Here is a 6,920-nt window from a genome sequence, read left to right on the forward strand (position 1 = left end):
GTCGGAATTGACGTACGCCCAGACCAGCCGGCCCAGGCTGTCTACCTCGACCGCGCGTGAGGAAAAGCCGGTCAGGAGGCTGCCGTCGGCGATGAGCGTGTTGCCGCCGGGCAGGCGCTCGACACTGAACGGCACCACCGGCACCGAGGCCTCCACCGGTAACAGGCCGCCCGCCGCGACAAAGAGAAGAATGGACACCAGCGCCCGGTGGCCATTCGTGAACGTGCGCTTTGCTCTGTTTGTCGTTGAGATCATCGGTAATGACCTACGCAGATTGAATCATGCCAAACCCTCGGCCAACCTGGAGCAAGTGAGAAACCTGCCCCTTAGACGGCGGTCAGGTCCTAGTGCTCGACCGCCGGCCTGTATGCCATCGTGCACAGCCCGTCGGCCGACGTCACCGCACGACAACGACCGGCACGGTGCCGGCCCCGGCCACGGAGACGTAATAGACTGCCGGGCGCAGTCCGCGCAAATCCAGCGAGACACTCGCTCTGCCCGCGGGCACAGTCCTCTGCAGAACCATTCTGCCGCAGACGTCATGCACCCGGAGTTCGCGCGCGCCGGTTACAGGCGGCAAACCGACCTGCAGGATGCCCCGGCAAGGTCTCGGAGCAACCCTGAGGGACGCGGCCGGAACGATGTCCCGGCGTTCAGCGGCAATGCCCGGTTGGGGAGGCATGTCACCCGCCAGCTCGTGCAGATACAGTATGATGCGGACGTTGTTCTGCAGTTCCTCGATTTCCGGAATCCAGGCCGGTGGGTTCGGTATGGAATAGACGCGATTCGGCTGGTTCATCGCCGAGTCATTGACCCGGGTCCAAGGGCTGATGCCCGCGCCACCATCAGCAACGGCGGTAGCGCTGTCAACCAACTGGATGCAGTGCTGGTTCTTCTTCATCCTCTTGAGGCTGTCAACCGCCGGCTGCATGCGCAGGTAGGCGCAGGGCACCTGTTTCATGAACCTGGCTGCCTCCCGCTCCTGCCAGAAAGCTTCCGAATCAGCCGGCACCGGCACGAAACCGCCTGAGTCGAGGCACGTCTGGCTCCGGTCCGCCGGCCCCTCGAAGTCCAGCAGGAACTTGATGTGCGGCTCGGCATAGCGCTTGATCATGCCCGACCCCATCGTGATGCCGTAGCCCGTCGTGTATACTCCGAGCCGGCTCGTATCCACGTAATCCCGGCTCGCCAGCAGCGACTCGCAGACGTGCATCCCGTCCTGATTGATGTATCCGTCGTAGTTCTCCGGGTAGGCGCTGCTCTTGCCCCGGCCGTCCGGGTCGAAGTGCATAAACGCAAAGCCGTCCGACGCGATGTCGTCCGACGTGCCGTTCGAGTCAATCGCGCTGCCGGACCCGGTGCCGCCGGGCGCGAAGATGACCCCGGGTACGCGATGGCCCGATCCGGCATAGGCCGGCCGGTGGATATGCACGTACAAGGTGCAGCCGGAGGACGGATTCACGACCTGCAGAGTCTCTACCACTAGCGGCACGGTGTTCGGGTACTTCCAGACGGTGTCGCACGCCGAATCCAGTTCAATCACGCTGCCGATGACCGAAATGAGCGTGTTGCCGTCGGCGAGACGATGCGCCGCGAATGGCGTCGAGCCGGTATCGAGGTTCGCGCTCCAGACGATATCTCCCGCATAGGTAACCTCGATGACTCGGTTGTGGTAGCTGTCGGTTATTAGTGTGTTATTATTCGGCAGGCGCTGGGCGCAGCGGGCCCAGTCCAGACCGTTGGAATACTGCCAGACGGTACTGTCCGCGGAATCGACCTCCAGCACCTGGTTGCTGTGCCCGTTGCAGACGAGCGTGTGACCGTTCGCCAGCCGGTTGCCGTTATGCGGGGAGGAGAGATTCGTGCACTGCCAGACCACGAAGCGGGAAGGGTCGACCTCGAGAACACGATTGTGATTGCGGTCAGTGATTAGCGTGTGGCCGTTGTCGAGGCGGTAGGCCTCGTTGGGGTACTCGAGACCCACCGAATCGGTCCACATCCGGTTGCCTGCCCAGTTCACCTCGATGACTTTGTTGCCGCCGCTCGAAGACATCAGCGTATGGCCGTTGGGCAAGCGCCGCGCGGTGTGGAGGAAGGGGACGTCGCAGTTGAGATAGGCCCAGACCAGCCGGCCCAGGCTGTCCACCTCAAGCGCACGGGCGTCCGTGACCAGGAAAGTCCGGCCGTCGGCAATCAGCGTGTTGCCGTTCGACAGCCGTTCGATGCCGAGCGGCACGATGGTTACAGCCGCTGCCTGCGACAGGCAACCCGCCACGGCAATCAGCAGCACGGACACCCATGGCCGGCGGGCGTTCGCGAAGACGTGTTTTGTTCTGAGCATTGGGAAGACCTCCAACATTCTAGCCCCCGGACACGCGCGGGTCAAGCAACCGGATGCGGCGGAAGAGAAATCTTCACTGGCGCGAGCGAGCCGGCCGCTGCTACTTCAGGTGTTCGAGTGCCTGCCCGGCCTTGACAAAGGACGGATCGAGTTTGAGTACTTCCTGCCAGTGGGCGCGGGCCGCAGCCCGGTCGCCCTCGTAGTACTCGCAGAGCCCGAGGCCGAACAGTGCCCGCGTGAACGTCGGCCGCACCTTCAGCGCGCCTTCATAGTAGTAGCGCGCCTTCACGTAGTCCCGGCGCGAGAAGGCGATGTTGCCGAGGTCGCACCACGCATCGACCGAGTATGGGGCACGGCTGCGGACCAGTTCGAAGTAGGCCGCGGCCGAGTCGAGGCGGCCGGCAGTGGCCAGAACGCCGCCCAGCGCTTCGTAGGCGTCGACGTCAGAGGGATACAGCCGTATGGCGGCCCGGGCCGAACTCTCGGCCGCGGCAGAGTTGCCCAGATCTGAAAGCAACGCTGCTTCGAGTGAGAGGACGGCTCGCGCCGAGTCGAACTTGAGCGCCTGCCGAACTTCGGTCAGCGCTTCGGAGTCCCTGCCCTGCGCGTGCAGCCCAACCGCGGCGGCGACGTAGTTCCGGCTCTGGTCAACCTGTCTGCCTGCCCCGGCGAGGTTGGCGTTGAACAGGACGAACGCGACAAGGGCGATTCCGAGCCCGACGATGCGCTCGCGCCGCGAAACAGGTCCAACAAGCCCTATGAGACCTATCGCGGCCAGGATTGCCGCAATCGGAACAATCGACGTCCGGTAGCGGCTGGTGACGAAGAAGACGACGAATGAGAGCGAGTACGCGACCACGAAGAGGTACAGCGGCAGTAACCGGCGCCACTCCCTGCGCCGGAACCAGACCCCGGCGAGCGCCAGCGGCAGCAGTATGCCGAATGGGAACTTCAGGAATCGGGAGTTGAAGAAGAGGTAATCGATGTACGAATAGCGCTTCGCCGCGTACAGGTCGCGTTCGTTGCTGACTTCGTAGCCCACGAGCCAGAGGAAGGTCTTGCGCGCAAGCAGCCCCAGCGCCTTGCCCGGCTGCTCGCGCCAGAACTCAAGACCCTTGCCCAGCCAGTACCGGTCAATCTCCGCACCCTTGAGCGGCCGGCCCAGAGCCTGCTCTGCCAGCCGCTTCGCGTCGTCGTAGCCGCCCCACCAGCCGCCGCGCGTCCCGGGTAATACTGCGGTCATACCGTCCGATTCCGGCGAGTTACCGATGTAGAAGTTCGTGCCCGCCTGCCACGCAATCGGCACGAACTGCCTGCTCACGACATAGTTGCGAATCGTGACCGGCAGGATGACCAGCGCCGCCGCGCCCCAAACCGGCAGAAGCCGGGTCCAGATAGAACGGGTTCCAGGGTTCGAGGGTTCCAGGGTTCTAGTCTCGGACTTGGACCCTTGGACCCTTGGACCCTTGGACCCTTTTCCTTCGACGAACAGCCAGATCGGCAGCACCGCGAGGAACGCGAGCACGTTCGGCCGGGTAATCGCGGCCAGCCCGAACACGATGCCCGGCAGCCACCACTGCCGGTCCTTGTCCCGGCTGCGGTAAAGCAGCACGAATCCGAGCATCAGGAGGAAGGTCAGCAGGCCTTCAAGGAGTAGTTCGCCGTCGTACCAGATGGCGAGCGGGTAGGCAGCCATCATAAGGCCGGCGATGCGGGGAACCAGGTCGGAAGAGTGAAGAGTGAGGAGTGAGGAGTGAGGTTCGGACTTCGGAAGCTTGTGGCTTGAGGCTTGGGGCTTGGGGCTTGGACCTTGCGGCTTCAGCAGTTGCCGCGCGAGGATGTACACGAGTCCACAGGTGGCGCTGCCGATGAGCGCCTGGATGATTCGCGCCGCCATCTGATTCGCCCCGAAGAGTTTGTACACAAGGCCGAGGAAGTAGGGATAGAGCGGTGCGCGGAAGAAGGCGTCGGCGATGAACTCCCGGCCGGCCACGATGGCAAGCGCCCATTGATGGTGATAGAGGGCGTCCATCTGGGGTGAGAAGAACAGCGGGTCGTTGTGCCGCAACTGGAGCAGGTGAATCAGCCGCAGCAGAAACGCAACCCCGGCGATGGCAAGAAACCAGGCCGCAGTCGAACGGCGACTACCGCGCATCATACGAGTATCTCAAAAAGCACAAGTGGGTCAAGCGGCAGGCGTGCCTCCATCCCGCCACACTGTCCGCGACACAAAGGACTCGTCCGCAGAGAAGCGAGGCCGCAATACGCTGAGGCGTTGCCGCGTCCGGCGGAAGTCGCACCACGGTATCAAACTTCTGAGGGCGACGCCGGGCGCCTAGCGCTGAGTGCCTTCCAGCCGGGCGGCCGAATCCGGCATCCCTGCTGCCCGGTACGCCGTGGCGAGATTGGCGCGCGCGCTCGCGAGATTCGGATTGAGCCGCAGGGCAGCCTCAAAGGCGGCGACCGCCTGCGGCAAATCCCCGGTCTTGAGATAGGCGTATCCCAGGTTGTTCAGCGCCGACGCCGAATTCGGGTCGCGCCGCAGCGCCTCCTTGCATTCGACGATCGCGGAGTCGAACTGGCCGGCGTAGATCAGCGTGGCAGCAAGGTCGTTCCAGGACTTCGCCGAACCGGGAAGCAGCCGAACAACCGTGCGCTGTTCCTGAATCGCGGCCGCCAGGTCCCCCTGTCCGACCAGGGCCGAAGCCAGGTACACATGCGCCGCGAAGAAGTCCGGGTTTGTCGCCAGAGCGGCGCGGAACTGCTCGATCGCCTCTTCCGTCCGGCCGGCCTTACCCAGCGCCAGACCATAGTTGAAGTGGCCCTCGGTCGAACCCGGCGCCTCCACTGCCATCGCGTGAGTCAAGGAGAGTTCGTCGTGCCAGATCGGATTACGGTGCAATGTCTGCGCCGCAAACAGCACGGTGTACAGGAGAATCACGGCATACGCGACGCGGGAGTCTTGTCCCTGACGGCTCCCGGCGCGGGACAGCGCGGCCAGCAGGATACACGCTCCCGGCGCTGCCAGGTAGAGAATTCTGCCTGCCGGGCCGAGGAATACGAGGTGCGCGAACGGCAGCATCACCAGCACCACCCAGGCGTAGCCAAACCAGCCCAGCCGTGTAGCCGCGGGGTCGGGTCGCACCGAGGGCCTGGGCCTCGGACCTGACCCGGCGGCGCCCCGCTGTCCGTTCGAGCGCCGGGGCCGAATTAAAGCGTACAGCGGAAGAAACAGGAAGAGCAGCCCGAGAATCGTGTAAAGCGATAAGCGGGTGGAGGACCGGGTCGGGGCATAAACCACCTTCTGATTGAAGGGGAAGAAGAGCAGTTGCAACTGCTGTCCGAAGGCGTCTATGACGCGCAGCGGCTCGGCAAATGCCCATCGTACAACCGAGCTCTCGAACGGAACGCGGGCGAAGCCCAACCGGAGCAGCAGATAGACCAGGACCGGTGACGCGGCCGCCGCGACCCAGGTCCAGAACCGATGATAGCGTGTCCGGTTCGCGACAAGCCAGCCTGCGGCGACAACCGGAAAGACCAGCGACGCCTCGAGCGCCAGGGCGCTGAACAGCAAAGATCCGCCGAACAACACCGGCCAGACACGCCTGCGGTCGCGCTGTCCGCGCAGCAGCGCGTAGCTGCCGAGCAGCAGGAACAACAGCGCGAGCAGATAGGTGCGATTGGACACGAACGTGACGATGCAGTTCATGGCCGGGTGAATCCCGGTCAGCCAGCCGCCTAACCCGGCCAGCCACACCGAGCCGAACAGCTCCCAGAGCAGCAGACACATGAGGAAGACGACCGTCGCGTTGATGACGACGTTAGTCAGGTGATACCCCGCTGGTCGGAGTCCCCAGACCTTGCGGTCCACGTAGACGCTGAGATTGGCCAGCGGTCGGTAGTAGGACAAGTCGGCCGAGTCGGGGCCGGGCCTCACCTGCTGGTTGTTTGAGTACGAGGTGGTGAAGAGCTCAATCGGGTTCGCCTGACCCAATGACGGGTTGTTCAGAATCAGCATGCGGTCATCCCAGACGAAGTCGTACTTCAGAGTCGGCAGATAGAGCACCAGCGCGATCAACGTCGCGGCGCCGAAGACAAGCCACGGCCTCGGTTGCCCGGCCCTGCGCGCAGTGTCGGTCTGCCTCATCCTCGGAACCGTTTTCCGGCTGGCCTGCACGCGCTATTCTAGACCATTCCCGCAGCGCTGCAAGAACGGCAAGGCGGGAACAGACAACGGAGGGGACACGTCCACGGAGCGACGTGAGGAACACGTCGCGGATGTGTCCCCGGCGCTTGGGAATCGCACAGGGCCCTGCGAAGGGACAGTCCCCGTTTTGCCTCGACTCGCGCGGTGCAGCCCCGGTTTCCGCGCATAAGAAAAGGGGCGGGTCAAAGACCCGCCCCGGTAACCGTTGGTTCGGTCTAGTGCTCGACTACCAGCTTCTGCGTTGCACTGTAACCCTCGGTCGCGACCTTCACCAGGTACACGCCCGCGTCCAGCTTCCGCAGATCCAGGTTCGCCGTTCCAGTCCGTCCAGCCGCCATCGTCTGCGCAACCACCGTACGCCCGGTCACGTCG

Annotated in this window: 4 protein-coding genes; all 4 read right to left on the reverse strand. The window is 64.0% G+C overall.

Annotation, left to right across the window (positions count from 1 at the left end; translation table 11 throughout):
* The coding region (locus tag VMH22_01505) for a hypothetical protein (GenBank protein ID HTW90372.1) at positions 1–255 on the reverse strand (255 nt) is incomplete at its 3' end.
* Positions 256–397: 142 nt separating this feature from the next.
* Positions 398–2,341 carry a hypothetical protein gene (locus VMH22_01510; GenBank protein HTW90373.1) on the reverse strand — a complete coding sequence of 648 codons (1,944 nt, stop codon included), beginning with the start codon at positions 2,339–2,341 and terminating at the stop codon, positions 398–400.
* Between the two features lie 100 nt (positions 2,342–2,441).
* Positions 2,442–4,499: a tetratricopeptide repeat protein gene (locus VMH22_01515; GenBank protein HTW90374.1), complete on the reverse strand. Its 2,058-nt coding sequence runs from the start codon at positions 4,497–4,499 to the stop codon at positions 2,442–2,444.
* Positions 4,500–4,676: 177 nt separating this feature from the next.
* Positions 4,677–6,488 (reverse strand): tetratricopeptide repeat protein, encoded by a 1,812-nt coding sequence (locus VMH22_01520; GenBank protein HTW90375.1) that lies wholly within the window; start codon positions 6,486–6,488, stop codon positions 4,677–4,679.
* Positions 6,489–6,920 lie beyond the last annotated feature (432 nt).

The organism is bacterium, from assembly GCA_035505375.1.
In the GTDB taxonomy this organism is placed as follows: domain Bacteria; phylum Hydrothermota; class Tepidihabitantia; order Tepidihabitantales; family Tepidihabitantaceae; genus UBA2258.